Origin of the sequence: Pseudomonas sp. dw_612 (genome assembly GCF_018449725.1) — a bacterium.
GTDB lineage: Bacteria > Pseudomonadota > Gammaproteobacteria > Pseudomonadales > Pseudomonadaceae > Aquipseudomonas.
This window is the reverse complement of the sequence record NZ_JAAVVC010000002.1, coordinates 331,670-354,763: the sequence shown is the minus strand read 5'-3', so window position 1 is coordinate 354,763 and position 23,094 is coordinate 331,670. Positions and strand designations below refer to the sequence as shown.

The following is a 23,094-nucleotide window of genomic DNA, read 5'->3' as shown; positions in this document are numbered from 1 at the left end:
ATCTGAGTTAGCTCAGTAAATCCTGCAGTGTCGCCAGGCTATCGGCATCCTCGACGGTCTTATCCTGCCGCCACCGCAACATCCTCGGAAACCGCACCGCAATCCCGCTCTTGTGCCGCCGGGACAGGGCGATACCTTCAAACCCCAGCTCGAACACCAGGCTCGGCTTCACACTGCTCACCGGCCCGAATTTCTCTACGGTGGTTTTGCGCACGATGCTGTCGACCTGGCGCATTTCCGCGTCGGTCAGGCCCGAATAAGCCTTGGCGAATGGCACCAGCATCCGTTCGCTCGCGTCGGGCGGGCCGTCCCATACGGCGAACGTGTAATCGCTGTACAGACTCGCCCGACGACCATGGCCCCGTTGCGCATAAATCAGCACGGCATCGACGCTGAATGGATCGACTTTCCACTTCCACCACACGCCCATGTCCTTGGTCCGGCCCACGCCATACAGCGCATCCCGGGCCTTAAGCATCATGCCTTCGACCCCGAGCCGTCGCGACGCTTCCCGTTGCCGGGCGAGGTCGAACCAGTCTTCTCCGGTGAGCACCGGCGATGCCAATAGCACCGGGCTGTTGCAACGGGCGATGACATGCTCCAGTTGGGTGCGCCGTTCAACCTGGGTGTGGTTGCGCCAGTCTTCGCCTTGCCATTCCAGCAGGTCGTAGGCGAGTAGCACCACCGGCACGTCGTCGAGGATTTTCTTGCCCAGGGTTTTACGACCAATGCGCTGTTGCAGCAGGGCGAAGGGTTGCACCGCGGGAGGCGCGGAGCACTGCGGGTTGAATGCATCCTCGGTGGTGGGATGGACGGATTTCCAGGCGACGATTTCCCCGTCGATCACCGTGCCGTCGGGTAAGCCGTGGGTCAGCGCATCCAGTTCGGGGAAGCGCTCGCTGACCAGTTCTTCGCCCCGGGACCAGATCCACAGCCGCCCCTCGCGCTTGACCACTTGGGCGCGGATTCCGTCCCACTTCCATTCCACCTGCCATTGGCTGGCCGGACCGAGCACGGCGTCGAACTGCTCGACGGATTGTTGCAGGGCATGGGCGAGGAAAAACGGATAGGGCTGGCCGCCGCGCTGGGCATGTTCGTCATCGGACTGCGGCGCGATAAGTTTCAAGTAACTGGCGGCGCTCGGCCGGTTGGACAAATCGGTGTAACCCACCAAGCGCTGGGCCACCCGTTTGCTGTCGAGCCCAGCCATGGCCGCCAGCGCCCGTGTGACCAACAACTTGGAAACGCCGACGCGAAAACTGCCGGTGATCAGCTTGATACACAGCATCAGGCTGGGGCGATCCAGTTGCGCCCAGAGGGCGGGCAGGCGCCGGGCGAGGAACTCCGGGGTTTCACCACGCAGCGGCAGCAATTTGTCTTCGATCCAGGTCGCCAACCCTTCGGTAGAACTGTGAGGGGCTTCGGGGAGCACCAATGAAATGGTTTCCGCCAGATCACCGACCGCTTGATAACTCTCCTCGAACAACCACGTCGAGAGCCCGGAAATCTCCACCGCCAACTCCCGCAGCGCGCGCACGGGTACCAACTGCCGAGGCCGGCCGCCGGACAGAAAATACACAGCCCACGCCGCATCTTCCGGCGCGGCCTGTGCAAAGTAGGCTTGCATGGCGGCGAGTTTGGCGTTGCTTGAAGTGGTGGCGTCGAGTTCCGCGTACAGCTCGGCGAACGCTTTCATGGCTGCACCTCGGTGGGCTCCGGGGCGACGGCGGCGTGATCCTCCTCATCGTCACCGTACTCCGTGCTGAAACCCTGGGCATCCAGCCCTTGTTCGCGCAAATGACGAACCAGTACCCCGACCGAGCCATGGGTCACCATCACGCGCTCCGCGCCGGTCTGTTCGATGGCCCAGAGCAATCCGGGCCAATCGGCGTGGTCCGACAGTACAAACCCCCGGTCCACCCCGCGTCGCCGTCGAGTGCCGCGTAAACGCATCCAGCCACTGGCGAAACCGTCGCTGTAGTCACCAAACCGGCGCATCCAGCTGCTGCCACCGGCCGAGGGCGGGGCAAGGACCAAGGCCTGGCGCATGATCGGATCGGTCTTTTTGACGTCGCCGGCGTAAATCGTTGGCGGCAGATAAATACCGCTTTCGCGATAAACCCGGTTCAGCGGCTCGACGGCACCATGCACCAGAATGGGGCCGATGCTGGCATCGATGCCGTGGAGAATGCGCTGGGCCTTGCCGAAGGAGTAGCAGAACAGGACGCTGGCTTTCTCGGCGGCGATGTTGGCCCGCCACCACTGATTGATGTCGGCAAAGATCTGCGCCTGGGGCTGCCAGCGATAGATCGGCAGGCCGAAGGTCGATTCCGTGATGAAGGTGTGGCAACGCACCGGTTCGAACGGCGCGCAGGTGCCGTCGGGCTCAATCTTGTAATCCCCCGAGGCGACCCAGACTTCACCGCCGTATTCCAGGCGCACTTGCGCCGAACCGAGCACATGCCCGGCCGGGTGAAAACTCAGGGTGACGCCGTGATGCAACAAGCGATCGCCGTAGGGCAGGGTTTGCAGGTTGATGTCCTGGCCCAGGCGTGAGCGCAAGATCCCTTCGCCGGGAGCCGCCGCCAGGTAATGTTGATTACCGGTGCGGGCATGGTCGCCATGGGCGTGGGTAATCACCGCGCGCTCCACCGGACGCCAAGGGTCGATATAGAAATCGCCGGCGGGGCAGTACAAACCTTCGGGACGCGCGATAACAAGGTCCATGTTGTTGCCGATATGGGGGGCTTGTTAGCTAGGAGGTTGGCGCGAAGGCAGAAGTTCTATCGGGTTTTCAGAGGGGAACATCAAAAGATCGCAGCCTCGTTTCACTCGACAGCTCCTACACAGCTCCTACAGGAAGCACGCGTTCCAATGTAGGAGCTGTCGAGTGAAACGAGGCTGCGATCTCTTGAACTTGTTTTTTATTTGCCAGGTGTCAGGGTCAACCGCGCCTTGCCATACGCCTTGTCAAAGTTCTGCGGCTGCATTGGCAGGCTCATGTATTGGCCTTTGAGCCACGGGTCGATGCTGTCGAGGTAGTTCGGGCTCGCCGGGTTACCGGACTGGCCCGTAGCGTTTTGCCCCATCAACGGTTCGGCCTGGCCGAAGTCGACGATAAAGCGCATCGACGGCGCTAGCGTGGTGTTGAAGTCCTGGCCCCAGGCAAACGCCGCGGTGTTCAACGTGGTGTGATCGCCGCCGGCCGCCAACGGACCGCGCACGGTCTGGCCACTGGCATTCTTCCACTCGTAGCGGTGCAGTTTGCCCCACTGCCATGCCTTGTGATCGCCGCCCAACTGACTGTCGCCGGCACTGATGGCCGCCGCCAGGCTGCGAGCGAGGATCGCCGGTTTGTCTTCTTTTTGCGGGGTGCGCGCGTCATCCCAGAACGGGCTGTCTTCGCGACCGAGCAGGTGATCGGCCTGGGCCGCGTAGGACAACTTGCCGTTGGCGATAAAGGCTTTCCACGCCGGGCTGCTTTCCGGGCCGAGCTCGTCGAGGAAGATTTGCTTGGCGCTTTCTTGCAGGAACAGCTCATAAATCGCCGCATCGGCGGAGGTCGGACTGAGCTTGCCGTCGAACGCCATCAAGCGCGTCAACGCCTCGCGCGCCTTGCTGCGATCGGCTTCCGGCAGCGCATCGATCGCCTGTTTCAGCGGCTGCGCCATGCCCGGTGCTTCAAACATCTTCTTCAGTTTGGCGGCGAACGTGGTGGTCTGGTCGTATTGCATGGCGATCAGGCTGCGGCTGTCGTGCTTGCCCGCGCCGGCCAGTTCGGCCATGCGCTCGCCACGTTCCGGGGCGGACCAGGAATTGGACAGCTGCATGCCATAGCCGTGGGGGATGACCCGCTGGTTGGCCGTGCCGAGCCAGCCTTGGGCCGGGTCCTGGTCATACGGGTGCAACATCGGGTCGGCGTAACCGTCCCAATCGTAGCGACCTTCCCAGCCCGGCGACGGCAGCAGGCCTTCGCCTTCGCGACGGTTCGGGTAACGACCGGTGACTTGCCAGCCAATGTTGCTGGCGTCGGCAAACACCAGGTTCAGGGCGATGGCGCGGATTTCACGGCTGGCGTCCGAGGCTTTCTCGACGGTTTGCGCGCGGGACAGGTCGAAGAACGCGTCCAGGGTCTTGTCGTCGGTGAAGCTCGGGGTTTGCAGGGCCAGGCCGAAACCGTTGGCCATGCTCAGGCCCTGAGCGCTGTTGAGCAGTGGCCCGTGGCGGGTTTCGTACACCGCTTCGCGCAGCGGCCGCTGGCCTTTGGCGAAGTAGGTTTCGTTACGCACCACCACCGGTTGCCATTTGCCATTGGCTTCGTAGGTCAGGCCGTTGCCCTGGCGTTTGATTTTTTCCAGGAACAGGTCCTGGTTGTCGCCCATGACCGTGGTCATGCTCCACGCCACTTTGCCGTTGAAACCGCCGAGCACCATCGGCAGGCCGGCGATGCTGACGCCCGCCGCCTGATATTTCGGCGCACGGATCTGCACGTAGCTGAACAACGACGGCACGCCCATCGGCCCGTGGCTGTCGCTGGCCAGCAGGCTTTTGCCGCTGCGGCTGCGTTGCGGGCCGATGGCCCAGTTGTTCGACGACGTGGCACCCAGCAGATTCAGATCGGACAGTTGCCCGGTGGCCTTGGTGATTTCTGCCAGGCCCGGGATCGCGCCGTTGAGCTTGAGGCCCTGGAGCTTGTCGGTTTCGCCCGTTGGCAGTTTTTCGTCGGGCGCGGACGGGGTCAGCCATGACAGCTTGTCGGTGCTGACGGTTTGGGCGAGGACCAGCGAAGAAATTTCTTCCGGCAGGTTGGCCGACTGGCTGAAATTCAGCAGGCAGAAAATCAGCGCCGAGTCTTCCGGCTTCCAGTATTCAGGCTTGTAACCGGTTGCCGCGAGATCGGCGGGCAGCTTGTCGCGGTAGCGGAACAGGTAGGCGTTGACGCCCCGGGCATAGACTTCGAAGAAGCGCTTGAGCCGTGGCGAAGAGGCTTTGTACAGCTCACCGGCGCTTTTCTTCAGGTTGACTGCGCGCATATAGCGGTCGGCGTCGAGCAGGTCCGGGCCGGACATTTCCGCCAGACGGCCCTCGGCCAACAGGCGCATGGTGACCATTTGCGTGAGGCGGTCGCTGGCGTGGACGTAACCGAGGGTGAACAGCGCGTCGTGGAAGCTGTTGCTTTCGATCAACGGCATGCCCATGGCATTGCGTCGAATCGAAACATTCTGCGCCAGGCCCTTGAGCGGCTGCACGCCAGAGGTTGGCGGGAGGGTGTCCTGAGTATTCCAGGTCTGACAACCGGTCAGGCTCAAAACACCGGCCACTGCTGCGGCAACGCCGAACCGGGGAAGAAAATGTGTGAGGGCTGGCGAGGCCATGGCAAAGCTCCTGCGGGGGTAGTAACGCAATAAAGGCGCTACGTTAGTGAGCAGGAGGTGGCCGCGCAAGCGGGGCATGGGGTTATTTCAGGATTTGTCTGACAAACGCAAAGGATCGCAGCCTTCGGCAGCTCCTACGGGGGGAGCATCAATCCCATGCAGGAGCTGCCGAAGGCTGCGATCTTTTGATCTTCTTGACCTGAAATCAGGAATTCGGCGGATTGACCTTCGCCGCAATCGCATACGCCTTCACCGTCGCCGGGCGGTTCTGGATATGCGTGAACCAACGCAGCACATTCGGGAAGTCTTCGAGGTTCTGGCTCTGCCACTTGTGGGAAACGATCCACGGGTAGATCGCCATGTCGGCGATGCTGTACTCGTTGCCGGCGACGAATTCATTGCTCGCCAATTGCTTGTCGAGCACGCCGTAGAGGCGCGCGGTTTCGTCGATGTAGCGTTTGATCGCGTAGGGGATTTTCTCCGGCGCAAATTGACTGAAGTGATGATTCTGCCCGGCCATCGGCCCGAGGCCGCCCATCTGCCAGAACAACCATTGCAGCGCTTGCTGACGCCCGCGCAGGTCTTTGGGCAGGAACTGGCCGGTCTTCTCCGCCAGGTACAGCAGAATCGCCCCGGATTCAAACAGCGACAACGGCTCGCCACCATCGGCCGGCTCGTGATCGACGATGGCCGGGATTTTGTTGTTCGGGGAGATTTTCAGGAATTCGGGCTTGAACTGGTCGTTCTGGCTGATGTTGATCGGGTGCACGTCGTACTTGAGGCCGGCCTCCTCGAGGAAAATCGAGATCTTGTGGCCGTTGGGGGTGGTCCAGTAATACAGGTCGATCATGGAGTACTCCAAAAAATGCACGTCGTTAGGTACGGACAGCAACCGCTCGCATTAGGTCGTCCTGTTTGCACTGGAGAGCTTGCCTGTAGGAAGAGGTGATGCTGAAGTGCGTGAAATTCAATGACCCGGCATGAGAAAAGTCAGCATGGAGCTCAAGATCAACGCAGCGCTGATCATCATCGATCAGCAAAAAGGCATCTTGCATCCCAAATTGGGCCGTCGAAATAATCCTCAGGCCGAAGAGCGAATCGTCGAGTTACTGGCGTTTTGGCGGCGCTCCGCGCGGCCTGTGATCCACGTGCAGCACCTGTCCCGCTCACCGAACTCGGTGTTCTGGCCGCAGCAATCGGGCGTGGAATTTCAGGAACGGTTCCAGCCGATGGCCGGCGAGCAACCGATTCAGAAACAGGTGCCGGATGCGTTTTGCGCGACGGGGCTGGAGGCGGGGTTGCGTGAGGCGGGGATTGATCAGTTGATCATCGTGGGCGTGGCGACCCATAACTCGGTGGAGTCTACGGCGCGAACGGCCGGTAACCTGGGGTTTGATACCTGGGTGGCGGAGGATGCGTGCTTTACCTTCGACAAGGCCGATTTTTTCGGTAACGCGCATCCCGCTGAGGAAGTGCACGCCATGTCGCTGGGTAATCTGCATGGCGAGTATGCGACGGTTGTCAGCACTGCGCAGATTCTGAAGCCTGAATGAATCCCCTGTGGGAGCGGGCTTGCTCGCGAAGAGGGAGTGCCAGTCAAATAATGGTGCCTGACACACCGCTTTCGCGAGCAAGCCCGCTCCCACAGGGGATCTGCGGTGTACACAAAGTCTGTGCACGGCGCCGATCAAAATGTGGGAGCGAGCCTGCTCGCGAAGGCGATTCAACCGGCGAAAAGGATTTCCGCCCGAAGCATCAAGCGCCGTGGCACTTCTTGAATTTCTTGCCGTTGCCGCATGGGCAAGGGTCGTTGCGGCCGACGTCTTTCAGGGCGTTGCGCACCGGTTCCTGGTGGGCGTGGCCGCAGTTCGGGCCGTGGACATGGCCATGGTCGTGATCATGGTGGTCATGGGCATGATCGTCGTGATCGTGATTGCAGTCTGGGCCATGGACATGGGGTTGCTGGGTCATCGGGTTTACTCCGGAATTAAATCGGCGGGGATTATCACGCCATTACGCGCCAGGTGCACGTAGTGCGCGATGAATAAACCGGTTTCCAGTTCACCTTCCAGACGATAGGGGACGGGTTGCTTGGGGCTTTTCAGCATTTTCACCAGGTCCCGCACCTTGGGCCACAGGTTGGTGCGGATCGGCACTTTGAAATAGGCGCTGCGTTTGGGGCCGACGGTGAACCAGTGCTCGTGCTCGCCTTCGGCCAGCAGCATGTCGCCCAGATGAATGCGGTATTCGAGGCCACGCACCGTCAGGTCACTGTCGTTGGGGTTGTCGACGCGAAAGTGCAGGAGGAATTTCTGTTCCAGCAGTTTGGCCTGCACCACTTCGACCTTGACCAGATGCACCTGAGGATCCGGTTCGTCGCTGCTGAACCAGGAGGCGCAACCGCCCAGGCTCAGCAAGGCGAGCAGGGTGAGTAGAGGTAAGGCGCGGCGCGGACGGGTCATGTTGGTGGTTCTCCCTTGAGAACCAGTCTAGCCCTAAAAGATCGCAGCCTTCGGCAGGTCCTGCATTGGATCGGCGTGCACCTGTGGGAGCTGCCGAAGGCTGCGATCTTTTAAAGTCACCTCAAACTCCGAAATACCCCGCACAACACTTCTTGAATTTCTGCCCGCTCGCACACGGGCAAGCGTCGTTGCGCCCGGCCTTGAGCTGCACGGTCGGATCGATGAAATACCAGTGGCCGGTGTTCTGCACAAACGAGGAGCGCTCGCGGTGACTGTGTTCCCCGCCGCCATCGTGCCAGCGTGCGGTGAAGGTGACGAAGGCGTGCTCCGGTTGCCCGCCAAACACTTCGGAGCTTTCTACATCCAGGCCCAGCCAGGTGCTTTGGGCGCTCCAGTCGCTGATGGATTGACGATCCAGGCCAGCCTGTTGGGCAGGCAGGGTGGTCGCTACCAGATAATCCACCAGCCCCAGCACATAAGCGCTGTAGCGCGAACGCATCAAGGCTTCAGCGCAGGGCGCCGGATGGCCGGCATGATAATGACCGCAGCAGGCATCGAGCGGAATGCCGCTGCCGCAAGGGCAAATGGATGTACTCATTGCGTTACCACCAATATTTCCCGAAGTTTTCCGGATTGGCCCAGAACCGTGAGTTGAGCCAGTCGGGCACCTGTTTATAGTCCAGCAGATCATAGGTGAACAGCGTCAGCACCTGATCGTCGCGTTGGAATCGTTCGCTGGCTTGCAGGGCCAGCGAGAAAAAGTCGGTTTCCTGCCAGCCGGCGGCCGGCAAATCGGCCAATACCGCGATGCGACTGGCGTTGAGGTTGCGGATTCCGCCCAGCAGGTTCAGGCCATCGCGCTTGGGCAGGTGCTCCAGGCAATCGACCACCAGCGCCAGGTCAAAGCGCCGCGCCGCCAGTTCCGCCGGCAATGGGCCAGGCCCGGCATGGGCAACGCAAGTGTCCGGGTGCGCGAGCTTGAAAGCTTCCAGCGCCGGAAACTGGCTGGCGCCGATCAGCAACAGGCGTGCCGGGGCGTAGCGGTCAAGCAAAGCGGCCAACGCCTGCTGGGGCGTACGTGAAGAAATACCTGCAATCATCGAAGATCCTCAATCAGAGCTGCCAAGACTAGCCTGCCCTAACGTTCGGGCCTAGAGCCGTTGTGTGCCAAAAGTGCCGATCTGCCGTGAACATGGGGCGAAACCGCAATGGCCTATTGCTGGCGGAGATTAAAACTCCGGTCTTTACTCCCTGAATCGGTTTTAAGCCGATCCCTCAGGAGAAAACTAGATGAGCATAGTTCGGACAGCATTACCCTTGGTTCTGCTAACCAGTGTGTTGACTGGTTGCGCAGGTTTGCAGAAAACCGACTGGCCGACCTGTGCGGCGGTCGGTGGCGTCGTCGGTGCCGGTCTCGGCGCGACCGAAAGTTCGGCGTGGGCGGGGTATGGTGCGCTGCTGGTCGGCGGCACGGCAGCCGCTTATTGCTGGGTACACGGTGATGGCGACGAAGACGGCGATGGCGTGCCGGACAGCCGCGACAAGTGCCCGCATACGCCTAAAGGCGTACAGGTCGATGCCGACGGTTGCCCTCCACCAGTCCCTGCGCCAGTGGTGGAAGAGGCCGTGGTGGTCAAGGAAGAAACCATCGTCATCCGCGATGTTCACTTCCAGTTCGACAAAGCCACACTGACTCCATCCGATAAAGAGGTGCTCGACAAAGTCGCTACTCGCCTGAAACAGGAAGCGTCCACCGCGCGCCTGACCGTGACCGGCCACACCGACAGCGTGGGCAGCGATGCCTACAACCAGAAACTGTCGGATAAACGTGCGCATTCGGTGGTGGAATACCTGATCCACGATGGCGTACCGCGCAGCAGCTTCGTCTCGGTAACCGGTGCCGGCGAAAGTCAGCCAGTGGCCGATAACAAAACAGCGGATGGCCGCGCGTTGAACCGTCGCACCGAAATCAAAATCGAGCGTTAAAGCCCCTTCCGCTCCGCGGCTTGTGCAGTCGCGGATGCGGGTCTTTACTCCTGTGTAACCGGTATGGGCCGGTAACACAGGAGCATTCACAAATGAGCGTTCTCACAAGGACCGTCTTACCGGTTCTGCTGCTTGGCAGCCTGTTGACCGGTTGCGCTACTCACAGCGATGGCACTGCCCCCCTGAATCAACGTACCTGGCCGATCTGCAGCGTCATTGGCGGACTGGTCGGCGGTGGCCTGGGTGCTATCGAAAGTGGCGGTTGGGCGGCCGGTGGTGCGGCGCTCGGTATCCTGACCGGCGGATTGATCTGTTACGCCCAGGATGGCGACGAAGACAGCGACGGTGTCTTCGACCGGCGCGATCGTTGCCCGGATACGCCGGAAAATACCCCGGTCGATCATCGTGGTTGCCCGTTGCCGCAATACCCGGCCAGCGTGAAACCTGTCGAGCCTGCACCGGTCTCTGAAGTCGTTACCCTGAGCGATGCCGGCAACGTGCTGTTCGCTTTCGACAAATCCGACCTGACCCCCGCCGCCCGCAGCCAACTGGATGCATTGATGGGCAAGCTGCAGAACGCTGACGTGGTCAGCATCAAAGTGGTGGGCCATACCGACAGCAAAGGTTCGGACGCTTATAACCAAGCCTTGTCGGAACGTCGTGCCAGCAGCGTGGCCGCCTATCTGTTGAGCCAGGGCCTGGCACCGAACAAGCTCACCAGCGAAGGCAAGGGTGAAAGCGAGCCGGTGGCTGACAACGAAACGGAAGAGGGGCGGGCGAAAAACCGACGTGTGGAGTTGCACATCAACCGTTGATGCCTGACGCAGAACCTTGATCTAGAGCCGCCGGACGACGAAAGTCGGCCATCCGGCGGCCGTGTTGAAGAATTTTCTCTTGCCCTCTGGCGCATCCCTTGTGGAAGCCGTTACTGTGCGCTCAAAGAATAATTCTCAACGGGGGAGCGTATGAAGGTGTTTTGGGGGCTGGGGAAGCTGTTGACCCTGCTGTTCTGGTTGGTGGTGCTGGTCAATCTGTTGATCCCGTTTATCAATCCGCTGCACCTGCTGGTCAGCATGGCCGGCGCTCTTCTGGCGGTTATCCATCTTCTGGAAGTGCTGCTGTGTAACCGCAGCCTCAAAGGTCGCGCCCATCCGTGGCGTGATCGCCTGAAGATTCTGTTCTTTGGCGTTTTCCATCTGCAAACCATTCCGGCCCCGGCCGCACAAGGGGCCTCCCATGCGTAAACTCTGTCTGCTCGCTGCATTCATCAGCCCATTGGCCTGCGCCCAAGTGGTGAGTGTCGAAACCAATTCCCTGATGCGCTTGCCCAACACCGCCAGTACCTTGCAGCTGGAAAAACTTGAAGTCGCCGACTATGGCACTTTGCTGATCCCTTCGAACGTGACTGAAGTCATCGTCGGCGAATTGCACCTGGGGCGTGACGCACGGATCGCCATCGTGCCCGGCGAACAAGCGCTGGAACTGAAAGTCAGTCGCGCCGAGTTGTCCGAAGGCAGCCTGATTACCGCTCGCGGTGCGCCAGGGACTTACCTCAAGGCTGCGCGCTCGGGGCGCAATCTGAATTTGCTGATCAAAACCCTGAACGCACCGACATTGACGGTCGATGCGCGCGGCGGTGCGGGTGCGCCGGGGTTTGTCGGTCTTGATGGCGCCAACGGCGAAGAGCCGGGTTGCACCTGGGGCCAGGCTGGCCGTGGTTTCGACGGCAGCAATGGCAGCGACGGCCAGCCAGGGGCGGCCGGTGCACTGGTGCGCCTGGAAGTGCCGCGCGATTACCCGGCCGAACAGATCAAGGTTCAAGTCGCCGGCGGTGCCGGTGGTCTGGCCGGGCCTGGCGGTAAACCGGGTGCGGGAGGCAAGGCCAAGGGTTGCCTGGTGTACAAGGCTGATGGCGGCAAAAGTGGCCGTCCGGGCGTTGATGGTCAGCCAGGGCCTGCGGGTGCGGCGGGATCGGTGACGGTTCAGCGGTTGTAATTGGGTTTTGGGGTGGGTCAGTTAGACCCCCCCTCACCCCAGCCCTCTCCTCAGAGGGGAGAGGGGGAAAGGGAGCCGATCTTCATGCCGTTCAAAACTTGAGTTCGGCTCGGACTTCCAGGTCGATGTAACTCAAACAAACAACTCGGTCAGTCCCCTCTACCTCTTGGGGAGAGGGTTAGGGTGAGGGGGGGATCCTGAGTCCAGCACAAAACTCAAAATCCCCCAAAACCATCAAAACATCGGCCGAGCCGCCGCAATCGCCACCAACACCAACCCGACAATCAGATTAATCCCCACCAACTTGCGAATCTTCCCCAGCGCAGCCGCACCCGCCGGCCAATCCTGCGCGTCCACCGCCGTGCGCAGTTCCGGCAGCAACAACGCCTGAATCCGGATAAACAGCGCGGTCATCACCACGTACAAGCCCATCATCACCTGCACATAACGCGGTGCCGCCTCAAAACCGGCGTATTGCAGATGAATCATGCCCACGCCGCTGATCGGCAAAACCACCACCGCGACCCAGACCCAGCGAAAAAAACCTTGAAACACTTCTACCCACAGCTTCAACCGGCCGGGGCCTTCCAGGGCCTTCATCGCCGCCGGGCGCAGGACCATCCAGGCGAAAAACATGCCGCCGACCCACACCAGGGCGGACAGGACATGCAGGGTATACACGAGGCTAAAAGCGGTCATTGAGGTACTCCGTTCTGCGCGGGATTAATTAGCGCGGTATGATAGCCGCCATCCGAAACCACTGAAAATTTATCCAGCGTTTTTTGCGCCCGACAATCCATGATCAGCACTGAACTCAAAACCACGATCCAGGGCGCCTACTCGCGTTTTCTTGAAGCCAAGAGCCTCAAGCCGCGCTACGGCCAACGCCTGATGATCGCCGAAATTGCCAAAGTCCTCGGTGACATCGACACCGACGACGAAGGCCGGCGCAGTGGCGACCCCGCGATTGTCGCGGTGGAAGCCGGCACGGGTACCGGCAAAACCGTGGCTTACAGCCTCGCGGCGATCCCGACCGCCAAGGCTGCCGGCAAGCGCCTGGTGATCGCCACGGCCACCGTGGCCCTGCAAGAGCAGATCGTCTACAAGGATTTGCCCGACCTGATGCGCAACAGCGGGCTGAACTTCAGCTTCGCCCTGGCCAAGGGGCGCGGGCGCTACATGTGCCTGTCCAAGCTCGACATGTTGCTCCAGGAAGGCCACGCACAAACCGCCACCGCGCAGTTGTTCGAAGAAGAAGGTTTCAAGATCGAAGTGGATGAAGCCAGCCAAAAGCTGTTCACCAGCATGATCGAGAAGCTCGCCGGCAATAAATGGGACGGCGACCGCGACAGTTGGTCCACCGCCCTCGAAGACGCCGACTGGGCGCGCCTGACCACCGATCACAGCCAATGTACCAACCGCCATTGCCCGAACTTCGGCCAGTGCGCCTTCTACAAGGCCCGCGAAGGCATGGGCAAGGTGGACGTGATTGTCACCAACCACGACATGGTCCTGGCCGACCTGGCCTTGGGCGGCGGTGCCGTGCTGCCGGACCCGCGCGACACCATCTACGTGTTCGACGAAGGCCACCACTTGCCGGACAAGGCGATCGGTCACTTCGCCCACTACACGCGCCTGCGTTCCACCGCCGACTGGCTGGAAACCACCGCCAAGAACCTCACCAAATTGCTCGCCCAACACCCATTGCCGGGCGATCTGGGCAAGTTGATCGAGCAGGTGCCGGAACTGGCGCGGGAGATCAAGACCCAGCAGCAGTTCATGTTCACCGCGTGCGAGCAGGTCGCCGATTTCAAACCCGGCGAAGACGTCGAAGGCCGTGAGCGGCCGCGTCACCGTTTCGTCGGCGGGGGGATTCCCGAGCACATGCGTGAGATGGGCGCCGAGCTGAAGAAAGGCTTCGCCCGCCTGACCGATTTGTTCACCCGCCTCACCGAACTGCTCAAGGAAGGCATGGACGGCGAGGTCAACATTGGCATCGCCAGCAACCAGGCCGAAGAGTGGTATCCGCTGTTTGGCAGCCTGTTGTCCCGTTCTTCGGGCAATTGGGAGTTGTGGGTGGCGTTCACCGCTGAAGACCCGGAAGACAACCCGCCGATGGCCCGTTGGCTGACCCTGGCCGAAAGTGGTTCGCTGTTCGATATCGAGGTCAATGCCAGTCCGATCCTCGCGGCGGAAATGCTGCGTCGCAACCTGTGGAACGTGGCCTACGGCGCACTGGTGACCTCGGCGACGCTGACCGCCCTCGGCACCTTCGACCGTTTTCGCATGCGCGCCGGCCTGCCGAAAAAAGCCGTGACTGCCGTGGTCCCGAGCCCGTTCCATCACGCTGACGCTGGCGTGCTGCGAGTGCCGGATCTGAAGGCCGATCCGCGTGATGCGCCGGCCCACACCGCTGCGATCATTCGTGATCTGCCGTCGCTGGTGGAAGGCTCTCGCGGCACGTTGGTGCTGTTCTCCTCGCGCAAACAGATGCAGGACGTGTTCGACGGCCTGGACCGCGACTGGCGCAAGCAAGTGTTCATTCAAGGCAACCTGTCGAAACAGGAAACCCTGAACAAGCACAAGGCGCGGGTCGACGGCGGGGATTCCAGCGTGCTGTTCGGCCTGGCGAGTTTTGCCGAAGGCGTGGATTTGCCCGGCGCGTATTGCGAACACGTGGTGATCGCCAAGATTCCGTTCTCGGTGCCCGACGACCCGGTGGAAGCCGCGTTGGCCGAGTGGATCGAAGCGCGGGGCGGCAATCCGTTCATGGAGATCTCCGTGCCGGACGCTTCGCTGAAACTGGTCCAGGCCTGCGGTCGCCTGCTGCGTACCGAAGAAGATCGCGGCACCATCACCTTGCTCGATCGGCGCCTGGTCACCCAGCGCTATGGCAAAGCGATCCTGAATGCGTTGCCTCCCTTCCGACGTGAAATTTCCTGATATACGCGTGGGCAGTTTTGCCCACCGCGTTGTCTATCTCTCTGCCATCGCTTTTCCACTGGCCATTGTTGGTCGTTAGGGAGAATTTCGTTCTCATGATTCGTCGTTCGTTGCCCGCTGTATTTGCCCTGTTGTTCGCAACGCCTTTGCTCGCCGCGCCCGCCGGCCAGCAGACGCTGTTCAACTTTGTTCGCCCCGCCGATGTGGTCCAGGTGGCGACCCAGGACGCCAGCCTGCCGCAATCCAACGCCGAGCAAACGGCTGAAGGCGAAGTGCTGCGCCGGGTGACCTTCAACCCCGTGGCCAAGCCAACATTGCGCCTGACTCCGCAGACCGGCGCCTGGGACTGGTCGCAGTCGGGTGTCATGAGTCTGCGGGTCCAGAGCGCGATGAACTGGGCCTTGACCCTCTACGTGACCATCCAGAGCAACGACGGCAAGACCCTGGTCAGCCGCGTCGATCTGCCGGCCGGCCCGGCGCAAACCCTGCTGGTGCCATTGGTGGCCAGTTCGCCGTTGAGCCAGGGCATGAAAGCCGGGCCGCCGATGCCCATGACGGTCGACGGTCAGCGCGTATTACTCGCCAGCAGCAGTGGTGAACTGGATCGCAGCCAGGTGGTGTCGGTGAGTTTGTCGATGGACCAGCCGAACGTGGCCCAGAGCATCCTGCTGGAGCGCTTCGGCGTGCAGGACGGCGAGGACGTGAGCAAAGCCGTGTATGGCGCCCTGGTGGACGCTTACGGCCAATCGACCCGGGCCAAATGGCCGGAAAAAGTCAGCAACGACGAACAACTGAAAGCCGCCGCCGCGAAAGAACAGCAACAACTGAAAACCTGGCTGGCCGAGCGCGAGAAGTCGTCCCTGGACAAATTCGGTGGCTGGAACAAAGGCCCGGCATTCAAGGCCAGCGGTTTTTTTCGCACCGAGAAGCGTGACGGTCGTTGGTATCTGGTGACCCCGGAAGGGCATCCGTTCTATTCCCTGGGCGTGAACACCGTCGCCCCGGATGTCGATCAAACCTACATCGCTGGTCGGGAGTGGATGTTCGAATCCCTGCCCAAACCCGACGAACCGCTGGCTAGTCACTATGGCGAAGGCGATAACCGGGGCGGCAACGGCGCCGATCAGGGCCGGGCTTACAACACCGGGCGCTGGTACGATTTTTATGCGGCCAACCTGCAACGCCTTTACGGTCAGCCTTGTGCGGTGACCAGCGAAACCAAGGCCGGTGTTGCCGAAGCGGCCAAGGCGGATGCGGTGGCGCAGACGGCGGAAAAAGCCGCTGAGCAACCTGTCGTGCCTTCGACGGCCGAATCCGGTGTCGCCGAAGCCGCCAAAACCAACGCCGCCGAAGCCACCGTCGCCAAAACGGTCGAGCCGTGTAAAGCGGTGGTGGATGAGCAACGCTGGACTCACCACACCCTCGATCGCCTGCAGGCCTGGGGTTTCAACACCGTCGGCAACTGGAGCGAGCCGGCGCTGGGCAACGCGGATCGCGTGCCGTACACCTTGCCGCTGTCGATCGTCGGCGATTACGCCAGCATCAGCACCGGCACCGACTGGTGGGGCGGCATGCCCGACCCGTTCGATCCGCGTTTCGCCATGGCCACCGAGCGTGCGGTGGCCATTGCCGCCCGGGATCACCGCGACGATCCGTGGCTGATCGGCTACTTCGCCGACAACGAACTGGCCTGGGCCGGTCCCGGCAATGACCCGAAGGCCCGCTACGCCCTGGCCTACGGCACTTTGAAAATGACCACTGACGTGCCGGCCAAACGCGCGTTCCTCAAGCAACTGCGCGACAAGTACCGCAACCAGGCGGGCCTGTCGAAGGCCTGGGGCATTGACCTGCCGGCGTGGGAATTGATGGAGGATCCGGGCTTCGTGGCGCCGCTGCCAAGCGCCGATCACCCGGAAATCGAAGCCGACTACAAATACTTCCAGAAGGTCTTTGCGGACACCTACTTCAAAACCATTTCCGATTCGCTCAAGTGGCACGCGCCGAACCAGTTATTGCTCGGTGGCCGTTTCGCCATCAGCACCCCGGAAGCGGTCGAGTCCTGCGCGCAGTACTGCGATGTGTTGAGCTTCAACATGTACACCCTGCAACCCCAGGATGGTTATGACTTCGCCAAACTGCGCAGCCTGGACAAACCGGTGCTGATCACCGAGTTCAACTTCGGCTCGGCGGATCGCGGCCCGTTCTGGGGCGGCGTGACGCAACTGGCGAAAGAAGAAGATCGCGGCCCGGCCTACGCCAACTTCCTCAAGCAGGCGTTGAGCGAACCCTCGATTGTCGGCGTGCACTGGTTCCAGTACCTCGATCAACCGGTGACCGGCCGCCTGCTGGATGGCGAAAACGGCCACTTCGGTCTGGTGGGCATTACCGACCTGCCGTACCAGGGCTTCGTCGACAGCGTGCGCAAAAGCAACCTGGCAACCGTCGATCAACTCGGCAAAGAGGCCGAGAAGGCCAAGGCCGAGGCGGATAAAGCCAGCCATGCAGCCGAGGGCGGCAGGAAAGCCGACGCCGGCAAAGGCCCGGGGCAGGGCGCCGGGCATGCGGGTGGGCATTCCGGGAATGGGCATTAATATTTGAGCCCCCCGTGGGAGCGAGCTTGCTCGCGATAGCGGTAGTTCATTCAACACATGTGCTGAATGTAAATCCGTCATCGCGAGCAAGCTCGCTCCCACAAAGATTGCGGTGCTCACTCACACACTATTTTCAGAACAAATCTATGGGCGGCTACACCGCCCAGCCCGCCCCTGTTCCCAAAACCCTCCAGGGCTGGAACAATGCGGACCACTTTGTAGAGCGTTTATCCGGGGGAGTTGCGTTTGCAGATTCAGGGTCATTACGAGCTTAAGTTCGACGCGGTGCGCGAAGCCTTCGCCGCGCTGTTCGACGATCCCCAGGAACGCGGCGCGGCGTTGTGCATCCAGGTCGGCGGTGAAACCGTCCTCGACCTTTGGGCCGGTACCGCCGACAAGGACGGGACCGAAGCCTGGCACAGCGACACCATCGCCAACCTGTTCTCCTGCACCAAGACCTTTACCGCCGTCACCGCGCTGCAACTGGTGGCCGAAGGCAAGCTGCAACTCGATGCCCCGGTGGCTCGCTACTGGCCTGAATTCGCTGCTGCCGGCAAAGAATCCGTGACCCTGCGCCAATTGCTCTGCCATCAGGCCGGTCTGCCGGCCCTGCGTGAGTTGCTGGCCCCCGAAGCGCTGTATGACTGGCAAATCATGGTCAACGCGCTCGCCGCCGAAACGCCGTGGTGGACGCGGGGCGAAGGCCACGGCTATGCCGCGATCACTTACGGCTGGCTGGTGGGCGAATTACTGCGTCGTGCTGACGGTCGTGGGCCGGGGGAGTCCATCGTCGCGCGAGTGGCCAAGCCATTGGGCCTGGATTTCCATGTCGGCCTGGCGGACGAAGAATTTCACCGTGTGGCGCACATCGCCCGGGGCAAGGGCAACGTCGGCGACGCCGCGGCTCAGCGCCTGCTGCAAGTGACCATGCGCGAGCCAACGGCCATGACCACCCGGGCGTTCACCAACCCGCCGTCGATCATGACCAGCACCAACAAACCGGAATGGCGGCGCATGCAACAACCCGCCGCCAATGGCCACGGCAATGCCCGCAGCCTGGCCGGGTTCTACGCCGGTCTGCTGGACGGCAGCCTGCTGGAAAGCGAAATGCTCGACGAGCTGACCCGCGAACACAGCCTCGGTGAGGACAAGACGTTGCTGACCCGGACCCGTTTCGGCCTGGGGTGCATGCTCGATCAACCGGACGTTCCGAATGCCACCTACGGCCTCGGTCCACGGGCGTTCGGTCATCCGGGCGCAGGCGGCTCCATCGGTTTTGCTGACCCAGAGCACGATGTGGCCTTTGGCTTTGTGACAAATACGTTGGGACCGTATGTCTTGATGGATCCACGCGCGCAGCAGCTTGTACGGGTGCTTGCCACTTGTCTGTAAAGCTTTGCTGAAAGTTCCTGCGCCGGAACCTCGTAACCTTTTTCGATTCAAAGCGTCTGTTTATGCGGTCCCGATGCGGGCCTGTGTTTATTACTTCATTTTGTGGATATCCAATGTCTTCCAATAAAACCCTCGCTTTGGCACTGTGCTTCGCCATCACCGGTTGTGCGCAAACTCCGCACAATGACGCCGAGGGCGGCAGCCACTGGTGGCAGTTCGGTTCTTCCGACAAAGTCGCCGCCAAAGATCCGGCCCCGGCCCCGAAGCCTGATCCATTGAAAGCGGCGATCACCGCGCCGGTGGTCAAGGCTGAAAGTAGCAGCCGTTGGTACTGGCCCTTCGGTTCCGATGACAGCACCGACAAGCCTGTGGCCAAGGCAGACGTGAAGCCTGAAGCTAAACCCGAAGCCAAGCCGGCCGACGTCGCCAAGGCTGACGCCGATGCAGGTGGCAAGTGGTGGTGGCCGTTCGGTGGCAAGGAACAGAGCACCGCCAAAGCCGTGCCGATGCCGGATCCGAAAGTGACCCAGGCCTGGCTCGACGATTACGAGCCGCGCCTGCGTGAAGCGATCAAGGACAGCAACCTGCAACTCGAGCGCCGTGAAAACGTGCTGGTGGTGACGGCGCCGGTGGACGGCTCGTTCAACCCGGACCGCCCGGCCATGCTGCTGCCGGTCACCCTGGGCCCGTTCAGTCGCGTCGCGAAAATCCTCGAAGTCGATCCGAAGACCGCTGTGCTGGTGCTCGGCCACAGCGACACCTCGGGCGCGGCCCCGGCCAACGTGAAGTTGAGCCAAGAGCGCGCGCAGGCTGTGGCAGCGATTTTCCGTCTCAGCGGCTTGCAGCGTGATCGCTTGATGCTGCGTGGCATGGGCGGCGAAGCGCCGCGTGCCGCCAACGACAGCAATGAAGGCCGTGCCTTGAACCGTCGCGTGGAATTGCTGGTGACCCCGCAAAACACCATGGTGGCGTTGTTGAGCAAGTACAACATGCCTGCCCCGGCACCGGTGACCATGGTCGCTGCCCAGACCGCCAAGCCAGTGGTAGTGCCTGTGGCACCGACACCGGCCGCCAAGAAAGCCGCAGTGCCTGCCGCGAAAAAGGCCCCAGCCAAGAAAGCCGCTGCCAAGGCTCCGGCCAAGAAAGCGCCCGCCAAAGCCGCGACCCCGGCGAAAAAGCCTGCGCCGGCCAAAGCTGCGGTCGATCCTAAGAAAGCCGTCGCCGCGGATGCTGCGAAGAACTGATCGTTAAGAAGAACTGATCGATAACCAGAAGGAATGTGCCATGACCCAGGCCCTGGCTGATATGCGTCGCGACTACACCCGTGACGGCCTGACCGAGGCGCAAGCCCCGGCCGAGCCGTTCGCGCTGTTCCATCAGTGGTTCGCCGATGCGGTGAAAACCGAACAGGTGCCGGTCGAGGCCAATGCAATGACCCTGGCCACCGTCGATCTGGACGGTCGGCCCCATTGCCGCATTCTGCTGCTCAAGGGCCTGGATGCTCAGGGCTTTACCTTCTTCACCAACTACGACAGTGCCAAGGGCCAGCATTTGGCGGTGAATCCGTTCGCCGCCATGACGTTCTTCTGGCCGACCCTGGAGCGCCAGGTGCGCATCGAAGGGCGCGTGGTCAAGGTTTCGCCTGAAGAGTCCGACGCTTACTTCCAGGTCCGGCCCCTGGGCAGCCGCCTCGGTGCCTGGGCTTCGCCCCAGAGCCGGGTGATTGCCGATCGTGGTGAACTGGAAGAGTTGCTCAAGATCACCGAGCAGCGCTTCACCGACACCCAGCCACACTGCCCGGAACATTGGGGCGGTTACCGTTTGCTCCCCGAGCGCATCGAGTTCTGGCAAGGCCGTCCGAGCCGCCTGCACGATCGCCTCAACTACCGCTTACAAGGCGCCGACTGGATTCTTGAACGTCTGGCACCCTAAGCAGTCTACCGATCGGGATAGCCTGCCGCCGCAGCCTCAAGCCACTGCGGCAGGTCCCTTCGCTTGATTTTCTGCGCCTGAGCGTTCGCCAGTTGCTGGAGCATAAAGGCTTTTTTGTGCTCGTCCTTCCCGGCCAGGGCTAATGCCAAATCGCGGTCCATCCAGCGTTTGATCCGAACGTATAGCCACCCGTGGAAGTACAAACCGGCCACAGTCGTGACGATAATGATGAAGTAATCCATGAAAAACCCTTGGGTCAACGGCGCGTTTTTGGTGATTTGACGCTACTGTGTTGTGAGTTCAGAGGCGCCTGTACCGGGCCTGAATGAAACCAATTTTATCCGGGCGACGCCGTGACAGGCGTCAAGCTGCGGGGTTTAATGAATACCTGTCCTTTGGAGTTGATGCTATGCGTAAGTCTGTTTTGCTGGTTGCTTCCTTTTCCACGATGGCGATGTTGCTCACCGGCTGCCAATCCAGCCTGACCGGTGACTCCTACTCCCGTGACGAAGCGCGTCGCGTGCAGACGATTCGCATGGGCACCATCGAATCCCTGCGTCCGGTGAAAATCGAAGGCACCAAGACCCCAATCGGCGGTATCGCCGGTGCCGCAGTGGGCGGTGTTGGCGGCAGCGCCATCGGTGGCGGTCGCGGCAGCATCGTTGCAGCGGTCATCGGTGCCGTTGCGGGTGGTTTGATCGGTTCGGCCACTGAAGAAGGCCTGACGCGTACTCAGGGCGTAGAGATTACCGTGCGTGAAGACGACGGCAGCATGCGCGCCTATGTGCAGCAGGTTCAGGAGAATGAAGTGTTCCGCGTTGGCGAGCGGGTGCGGATTTCTACTGTTGGCGGGACCAGTCGCGTTTCGCACTAAGCGCAGGCGGTAAATAAAACGAAACCCCTATCAGGCGACTGGTCGGGGTTTTATTGTTTGTGTGAGTAGGAGAATTATTGGGTTGCGTAGTTGCGCAAGGTCACTCTGTGCACACCAGTTGTACGATGTGATTTGCACCTAAGAGGGATTTTCCGGTCCAGTCTTCCAGTACCTTTATTTGTTCTGGAGACAAGTCGTGACCGTCGAATTCGTCTTCCGGCTGCTGCCAACTCATCAGCGTTCTCAAAGCTTCGCGGCGACTGCCCGGAACATCGACGGTAAGCAGCAGATCTTCAGTCCGGCGGTCGAAAACCTCTATTACATGTTTCATTTTTCTACTCTCCTTGCGGGGTCGGCAGGTTTTGTCTGCTTTCCGGTTTCCGGGTTGTACTCTCCCAGATGTTTTCCTTGTTTCGTGTACAACTCAACCTTGCCATGTTGTGAGTCCCATTCGTAAATTCTCCCTGACGGATCCTTCCAGCGTCTGCGTTTTTTTCCGCCGCCCTGCACGGAAGTTTTCATCGGCGCAGGTTTTATATCTGGAAAAGCTGGTAATGCTGTCGGTGCCGGGTAGTACTTCAGGTCTCTCGGAACACTCAGAACAATGTAAACCGGCTTAACCCCCGACCCCACCGGAAACACAAGAATGAAATCCTTGTACTCAGGCGGGTAAACCGGATTCACGATAATGCTGTCCGCCGCTTTAGTCGGTGGATAAACCCAGATATGCGGCGCTTGCGGGGCGGCTTCCAGTTTAGGAATGCCGAGGATGTCGGACCCATCCACTGCCGGCGTCCAGATCAACTCAACGCCGTCGCCGAGATCCGCCACCTGCTGACTGCCACGCAACTCGAACTGCGCGACATCGACCATTTCCCAATCGCGGTTCTTGCCGGTGTAGAAGGCATACCCCTTGAGACTGCCATCCGCCTGTTGCTCGACCCTTAACCGAGCACGGGTGCGAGCCTGTTTCAGGGCGCGCAATTGGTCTTCGGTGTAGAGCGCGCTATCGCCGAGGCTTGGCGTCCAGAACAACGCGACCAGACCGGCCAAAACGGTGGCGCCTGCCGCGCCAATGGCTGGCGCGGCAGGAATGGCCGGGGCACGCAGGGCGATTTGTCCGATGCCAATCGGGAGGGTATTGGCGCTGATCGTTTGCAGATTCAGCAGCCCGGCATCATCTGCTTCGCGAGCCCCGAGCCAGGCGACTTCGCCGTATTCCTTGAGGCTGTCGGTGGGCACCATGCCCGAAGGGTTTGAGTAATCGATGATGGCGTCCGGCAGCTTGCAGGACTTGGCGAAAACGCAGCCCGCGCGAACGGATTCGGCTTTGGAGGAGGTGACCACAAGACTGCGTTCGAAGGCCTCTTGCCGGGCGAGCATGTCGTCGTAGGCTTGCTGCCGGGCATCACGCTCGGCCAGTTCGGCGGCGGTCATGTAGCGGTGGGTGACGCGATGCCCGTCACCTGACGGCGGGTTTTTTACCCGGGGAATGTCCTTGTTACCAGCCACTGATCGTCCTTGAAATTCGTCCGTCGACAGCC

General features: G+C 61.2%; 23 protein-coding genes. 11 read left to right on the top strand and 12 right to left on the bottom strand.

From position 1 onward, the window contains the following. Positions 1 to 7 precede the first annotated feature (7 nt). The 4 genes from HB680_RS04790 to HB680_RS04775 form a co-directional block, all read right to left on the bottom strand. Positions 8 to 1,696, bottom strand: a complete 1,689-nt coding sequence (locus tag HB680_RS04790) for an ATP-dependent DNA ligase (RefSeq protein WP_213937464.1) — start codon at positions 1,694 to 1,696, stop codon at positions 8 to 10. Then, on the bottom strand, positions 1,693 to 2,727 hold the full coding sequence (locus tag HB680_RS04785; protein WP_213937463.1) for a ligase-associated DNA damage response exonuclease: 1,035 nt from the start codon (positions 2,725 to 2,727) through the stop codon (positions 1,693 to 1,695). Before HB680_RS04785 ends, HB680_RS04790 begins: the two co-directional genes overlap by 4 nt. A 197-nt stretch (positions 2,728 to 2,924) precedes the next feature. Beyond that, on the bottom strand, positions 2,925 to 5,375 hold the full coding sequence (locus HB680_RS04780; protein WP_213937462.1) for a penicillin acylase family protein: 2,451 nt from the start codon (positions 5,373 to 5,375) through the stop codon (positions 2,925 to 2,927). 205 nt (positions 5,376 to 5,580) lie between these two features. Further along, on the bottom strand, positions 5,581 to 6,225 hold the full coding sequence (locus HB680_RS04775; RefSeq protein WP_213937461.1) for a glutathione binding-like protein: 645 nt from the start codon (positions 6,223 to 6,225) through the stop codon (positions 5,581 to 5,583). A 145-nt stretch (positions 6,226 to 6,370) separates the two neighbouring features. On the opposite strand from HB680_RS04775, the gene HB680_RS04770 reads away from it, so the two are divergent. Beyond that, entirely contained in the window at positions 6,371 to 6,928 is a 558-nt protein-coding gene (locus HB680_RS04770) for a cysteine hydrolase family protein (RefSeq protein ID WP_213937599.1), read from the top strand. 202 nt (positions 6,929 to 7,130) lie between these two features. Here the strand turns inward: HB680_RS04770 and HB680_RS04765 are convergent, their stop codons facing one another. From HB680_RS04765 to HB680_RS04750, 4 genes are all read right to left on the bottom strand, one after another. Continuing rightward, positions 7,131 to 7,346, bottom strand: a complete 216-nt coding sequence (locus HB680_RS04765; protein ID WP_054046981.1) for an SEC-C metal-binding domain-containing protein — start codon at positions 7,344 to 7,346, stop codon at positions 7,131 to 7,133. A gap of 5 nt (positions 7,347 to 7,351) precedes the next feature. After that, positions 7,352 to 7,837, bottom strand: coding sequence for an LEA type 2 family protein (locus tag HB680_RS04760; protein WP_213937460.1), 486 nt, complete (start codon positions 7,835 to 7,837; stop codon positions 7,352 to 7,354). 121 nt (positions 7,838 to 7,958) lie between these two features. Next, positions 7,959 to 8,435: a YchJ family protein gene (locus HB680_RS04755; RefSeq protein ID WP_213937459.1), complete on the bottom strand. Its 477-nt coding sequence runs from the start codon at positions 8,433 to 8,435 to the stop codon at positions 7,959 to 7,961. 4 nt (positions 8,436 to 8,439) lie between these two features. Next, positions 8,440 to 8,937 carry a DUF6231 family protein gene (locus HB680_RS04750; RefSeq protein WP_213937458.1) on the bottom strand — a complete coding sequence of 166 codons (498 nt, stop codon included), beginning with the start codon at positions 8,935 to 8,937 and terminating at the stop codon, positions 8,440 to 8,442. Positions 8,938 to 9,127: 190 nt separating this feature from the next. Here HB680_RS04750 and HB680_RS04745 point away from each other — a divergent pair, with 190 nt between their 5' ends. From HB680_RS04745 to HB680_RS04730, 4 genes are all read left to right on the top strand, one after another. Further along, positions 9,128 to 9,823, top strand: a complete 696-nt coding sequence (locus tag HB680_RS04745; protein WP_213937457.1) for an OmpA family protein — start codon at positions 9,128 to 9,130, stop codon at positions 9,821 to 9,823. Between the two features lie 92 nt (positions 9,824 to 9,915). Then, the gene (locus HB680_RS04740) at positions 9,916 to 10,638 is read left to right on the top strand and encodes an OmpA family protein (RefSeq protein ID WP_213937456.1); all 723 of its coding nucleotides are present in this window, start codon (positions 9,916 to 9,918) and stop codon (positions 10,636 to 10,638) included. 150 nt (positions 10,639 to 10,788) lie between these two features. Continuing rightward, on the top strand, positions 10,789 to 11,067 hold the full coding sequence (locus HB680_RS04735) for a DUF1145 domain-containing protein (RefSeq protein WP_213937455.1): 279 nt from the start codon (positions 10,789 to 10,791) through the stop codon (positions 11,065 to 11,067). After that, positions 11,060 to 11,818, top strand: coding sequence for a collagen-like protein (locus HB680_RS04730; RefSeq protein WP_213937454.1), 759 nt, complete (start codon positions 11,060 to 11,062; stop codon positions 11,816 to 11,818). Before HB680_RS04735 ends, HB680_RS04730 begins: the two co-directional genes overlap by 8 nt. A 234-nt stretch (positions 11,819 to 12,052) precedes the next feature. On the opposite strand, the gene HB680_RS04725 is transcribed toward HB680_RS04730, so the two are convergent. Beyond that, a complete protein-coding gene (locus tag HB680_RS04725) occupies positions 12,053 to 12,517 on the bottom strand; it encodes a CopD family protein (protein ID WP_054615950.1) in 465 nt (154 codons plus the stop codon). Positions 12,518 to 12,616: 99 nt separating this feature from the next. Between HB680_RS04725 and dinG the strand changes: the two genes are divergently transcribed. The 5 genes from dinG to pdxH all read left to right on the top strand — a co-directional run bounded on the left by dinG (position 12,617) and on the right by pdxH (position 20,676). Then, a complete protein-coding gene (dinG, locus tag HB680_RS04720; protein ID WP_213937453.1) occupies positions 12,617 to 14,761 on the top strand; it encodes an ATP-dependent DNA helicase DinG in 2,145 nt (714 codons plus the stop codon). A gap of 95 nt (positions 14,762 to 14,856) precedes the next feature. Beyond that, positions 14,857 to 17,352, top strand: coding sequence for a beta-galactosidase (locus HB680_RS04715; RefSeq protein ID WP_213937452.1), 2,496 nt, complete (start codon positions 14,857 to 14,859; stop codon positions 17,350 to 17,352). 246 nt (positions 17,353 to 17,598) lie between these two features. Beyond that, entirely contained in the window at positions 17,599 to 18,744 is a 1,146-nt protein-coding gene (locus HB680_RS04710) for a serine hydrolase domain-containing protein (RefSeq protein ID WP_213937451.1), read from the top strand. A gap of 113 nt (positions 18,745 to 18,857) precedes the next feature. Continuing rightward, positions 18,858 to 19,988, top strand: coding sequence for an OmpA family protein (locus HB680_RS04705; protein WP_213937450.1), 1,131 nt, complete (start codon positions 18,858 to 18,860; stop codon positions 19,986 to 19,988). 40 nt (positions 19,989 to 20,028) lie between these two features. Next, a complete protein-coding gene (gene pdxH / locus HB680_RS04700) occupies positions 20,029 to 20,676 on the top strand; it encodes a pyridoxamine 5'-phosphate oxidase (protein WP_213937449.1) in 648 nt (215 codons plus the stop codon). A gap of 5 nt (positions 20,677 to 20,681) precedes the next feature. On the opposite strand, the gene HB680_RS04695 is transcribed toward pdxH, so the two are convergent. Next, the gene (locus tag HB680_RS04695; RefSeq protein ID WP_213937448.1) at positions 20,682 to 20,918 is read right to left on the bottom strand and encodes a hypothetical protein; all 237 of its coding nucleotides are present in this window, start codon (positions 20,916 to 20,918) and stop codon (positions 20,682 to 20,684) included. A 167-nt stretch (positions 20,919 to 21,085) separates the two neighbouring features. Here HB680_RS04695 and HB680_RS04690 point away from each other — a divergent pair, with 167 nt between their 5' ends. Continuing rightward, the gene (locus HB680_RS04690; protein WP_213937447.1) at positions 21,086 to 21,550 is read left to right on the top strand and encodes a glycine zipper 2TM domain-containing protein; all 465 of its coding nucleotides are present in this window, start codon (positions 21,086 to 21,088) and stop codon (positions 21,548 to 21,550) included. Between the two features lie 100 nt (positions 21,551 to 21,650). Here the strand turns inward: HB680_RS04690 and HB680_RS04685 are convergent, their stop codons facing one another. Then, positions 21,651 to 21,881 (bottom strand): hypothetical protein, encoded by a 231-nt coding sequence (locus HB680_RS04685; protein WP_213937446.1) that lies wholly within the window; start codon positions 21,879 to 21,881, stop codon positions 21,651 to 21,653. Further along, on the bottom strand, positions 21,878 to 23,062 hold the full coding sequence (locus HB680_RS04680) for a colicin E3/pyocin S6 family cytotoxin (RefSeq protein ID WP_213937445.1): 1,185 nt from the start codon (positions 23,060 to 23,062) through the stop codon (positions 21,878 to 21,880). The genes HB680_RS04685 and HB680_RS04680 overlap by 4 nt, the downstream gene beginning before the upstream one ends. Between the last annotated feature and the right edge of the window lie 32 nt (positions 23,063 to 23,094).